This window comes from Streptomyces sp. NPDC059037, from assembly GCF_042740015.1.
Classification (GTDB): domain Bacteria; phylum Actinomycetota; class Actinomycetes; order Streptomycetales; family Streptomycetaceae; genus Streptomyces.
On sequence record NZ_JBHYIG010000483.1, the window covers coordinates 1 to 3,007 of the forward strand.

Below are 3,007 nucleotides of genomic sequence, written 5' to 3' on the forward strand. Positions count from 1 at the left end.
GCCTCGGCGGGGCCCACTCCGTTCCGTACTGACGCCCGGCGCCCGCGATCAGGCCGCGGACCGCGCCCTGCGGTACAGCACCGTCCCCGCGAGCAGCATGCCCGCGCCCACCGGCAGCGCCACACCCACCGGCATCGAGCTGCCGGTCTGAGCGAGCTCGTCGGAGCCCTTGGGCGGGGTGACGAGCTGCGTACCCGGCCGGTTCGGCTCGGTCCGGTCGCCCGGCGGCTTCTCGCCCGGCGTGCTGGGGTCCTGCGGGTCGCCCGGTTCCTGCGGCTTCTCGGGCGGCTGAGGCTTGCCCGGCGGCTCCGTCGGCGGCTTCTCACCGCCCGGCGGGGGCGCTTCGCCCGAGTCGTTGGCGCACTCGTTGCCGGTGGTCGCGTTGCCGAGACCGCCGATGGTGACGCTGTTGCCGCAGACGTTCACGGGCACGTCGACCGGCACCTGGACGCTGTTGCCGGAGCCGACGCCCGGCGAGTCACTGGTGTGCGCCTCGGCCTGCGCCCCGCCCCCCGAGGGCTGCGCACCGCTGTCGCCCCCGTCGGAGGTGTTGGCGCAGTTGTTGCCCGCAGCGGGATTGAGTACGCCGATCACATTGACGCTGTTCCCGCACACATTGACCGGAATGTCCACGGGGAGCTGCACGGAATTGCCGGAAAGTACACCCGGCGAATCCGAACTGCTTCCGGCGGCGCCCGAGTCGGCCTGCGCGTAGCCACCGCTGATGGCGAGTACGCCGGTCGCGGCCGCCACTGTGATCAGGCCTTTTCGCGTGACCTGTCGCATAGGTTCTACCTGCCTTATGACCTTCTGGAAAGCGCATGCGCCTTGGGGCACCTGCGCGGAATGCCCGAAGGCCCCGGAGCACATGGCACGCACTCCGGGGCCGACCGACTCAGACCCTCATGGGGTGAGGCACAGCAACGTCACTTGTTGACGCAGGTGTTGCCGAAGGCGGGGTTCAGCAGCCCGATCACGGAGACCGTGTTGCCACAGACGTTCACCGGAACGTGCACCGGGGCCTGAACGACATTGCCCGAAAGCACACCGGGAGACTTCACGGCGGCACCCTGGGCACCGGCGTCGGCGACGGCCATGCCCGCACCCGCGAGCACCAGACCACCAGTGGCAGCCGCAGCAGCGACGACCTTCTTGATCATTATTCCTCCTTGTTGGCAATGCGATCCCAGCCGCGGACCGCACCACCTGTAACGAGGAGGAACTAATGGGGCTACGAGCTTATGGTCTCTTTCACTCTTTTCAGTCCGGTACGCACGCGCTGACGATTACCGATGTGTCGTTTTAGCACGCAATACGGTCAATCGGGGGCGCACGGACCGGCGTTCAGGACGCGTCGATGAACCGGTCGAGCACGCGCACGCCGAACTTCAGGCCGTCCACGGGCACTCGCTCATCCACACCGTGGAACATGCCGGCGAAGTCCAGCTCCGGCGGCAGCTTCAGCGGCGCGAAGCCGAAGCCGCGGATGCCGAGGTCGTCGAAGGACTTGGCGTCCGTGCCCGCGGAGAGCATGTACGGGACGGCGCGGGCGATGGGGTCCTCGGCCTGCAGCGCCGTCTGCATGGCGTCGACGAGCGCGCCGTCGAAGGTGGTCTCCAGGGCCTTGTCCGCGTGCACGTCCTCGCGCTTCACGTTCGGGCCGAGGATCCGGTCCAGGTCGGCGAGGAACTCCTCCTCGTACCCCGGCAGGAAGCGCCCGTCGACATGCGCTGTCGCCTGCCCCGGAATGACGTTGACCTTGTAGCCCGCGCCCAGCTGGGTCGGGTTGGCGGTGTTCTGCAGCGAGGCGCCGATGAGCTTGGCGATGCCGCCGAGCTTGGCGAGCGTCTCGTCCATGTTCTCCGGGTCGAGCTCGGTGCCGAGGGCGTCGCCGAGTTCGTCGAGGAAGTGCCGCAGCGTCTTGGTGACCCGCACCGGGAACTTGTGCCGCCCCAACCGCCCGACCGCCTCGGACAGTTCGGTGATGGCGTTGTCCTTGTGGATCATCGAACCGTGGCCCGCGGTGCCGTCCACGGTCAGCTTCATCCAGTGCATGCCCTTCTGGGCCGTCTCGACGAGGTAGAGCCGCAGCTGCTCGTTGACCGTGAAGGAGAAGCCGCCGACCTCGCTGATGGCCTCCGTGACGCCATCGAAGAGGTCCCGGTGGTTGTCGACCAGGTACCGGGCGCCGTACGTGCCGCCGGCCTCCTCGTCGGCCATGAACGACAGCACGATGTCGCGCGGGGGCTTGCGGCCGCTGCGCATGCGGTCGCGCACGACCGCGAGGGTCATCGCGTCCATGTCCTTCATGTCGACGGCGCCACGGCCCCAGACACAGCCGTCCGCGATCTCCCCGGAGAAGGGGTGGTGCGTCCAGTCCTGGGCGTTCGCCGGTACGACATCGGTGTGGCCGTGGATGAGCAGCGCGGGCCGGGAGCGGTCCTCGCCCTCGATGCGCGCCACCGTGGACGCCCGTCCGGGGTGCGATTCGAAGATCTGCGGCTCCAGACCCACCTCGGCGAGCTTCTCCGCGACGTACTCGGCCGCCTTGCGCTCGCCGGGGCCGGAGTGGTCGCCGTAGTTGCTGGTGTCGATGCGGATGAGATCGCGGCAGAGATCGACGACCTCGTCCTCGCCGGTCACGGGCTGCGACCGGTCCGTCTTGCCTGCCTTGTCGGCCCTGCTCGACTCGCTCACGCTGGTTCCTCCCGCTATCGCTCCTGGTGGTCCCCTTCATCCTCCCGCGCCCACCCCCTGACGCCCAAGGCCGGGCACCGGCCGACATACGCCGTTCACGCGCGTGACCTGTGTGATCAGAGGGCTCCGAATGTTTGCTATGGTTTTCCACGTCGCCGCGGGAAACCGCGAACGGCAGACACCTGGTCCGGGTGGCGGAATGGCAGACGCGCTAGCTTGAGGTGCTAGTGCCCTTTATCGGGCGTGGGGGTTCAAGTCCCCCCTCGGACACAGAGTTACACCGCGAAGAGCGGGCCAGGATCTCCTGGCC

At 68.5% G+C, this 3,007-nt stretch carries 3 protein-coding genes and 1 tRNA gene; 1 reads left to right on the forward strand and 3 read right to left on the reverse strand.

Features of this window, described 5'->3' with window-relative positions; genetic code table 11:
• Positions 1-48: 48 nt before the first annotated feature.
• The 3 genes from ACFWY6_RS44915 to ACFWY6_RS44925 all read right to left on the reverse strand — a co-directional run bounded on the left by ACFWY6_RS44915 (position 49) and on the right by ACFWY6_RS44925 (position 2,643).
• Positions 49-786, reverse strand: coding sequence for a chaplin family protein (locus tag ACFWY6_RS44915; RefSeq protein ID WP_384703567.1), 738 nt, complete (start codon positions 784-786; stop codon positions 49-51).
• A gap of 140 nt (positions 787-926) precedes the next feature.
• Positions 927-1,160 carry a chaplin ChpH gene (chpH, locus tag ACFWY6_RS44920; protein ID WP_266868791.1) on the reverse strand — a complete coding sequence of 78 codons (234 nt, stop codon included), beginning with the start codon at positions 1,158-1,160 and terminating at the stop codon, positions 927-929.
• Between the two features lie 184 nt (positions 1,161-1,344).
• Positions 1,345-2,643 carry a M20/M25/M40 family metallo-hydrolase gene (locus ACFWY6_RS44925; protein ID WP_384703570.1) on the reverse strand — a complete coding sequence of 433 codons (1,299 nt, stop codon included), beginning with the start codon at positions 2,641-2,643 and terminating at the stop codon, positions 1,345-1,347.
• A 239-nt stretch (positions 2,644-2,882) separates the two neighbouring features.
• Here ACFWY6_RS44925 and ACFWY6_RS44930 point away from each other — a divergent pair.
• Positions 2,883-2,967 (forward strand) — tRNA-Leu (locus ACFWY6_RS44930).
• Positions 2,968-3,007: the final 40 nt, after the last annotated feature.

What these genes read in the sequence shown, in the direction of transcription:
- chpH (WP_266868791.1), bottom strand. Translation starts at nt 1,160, where the DNA reads ATGATCAAGAAGGTCGTCGCTGCTGCGGCTGCCACTGGTGGTCTGGTG.
- ACFWY6_RS44915 (WP_384703567.1), bottom strand. Translation starts at nt 786, where the DNA reads ATGCGACAGGTCACGCGAAAAGGCCTGATCACAGTGGCGGCCGCGACC.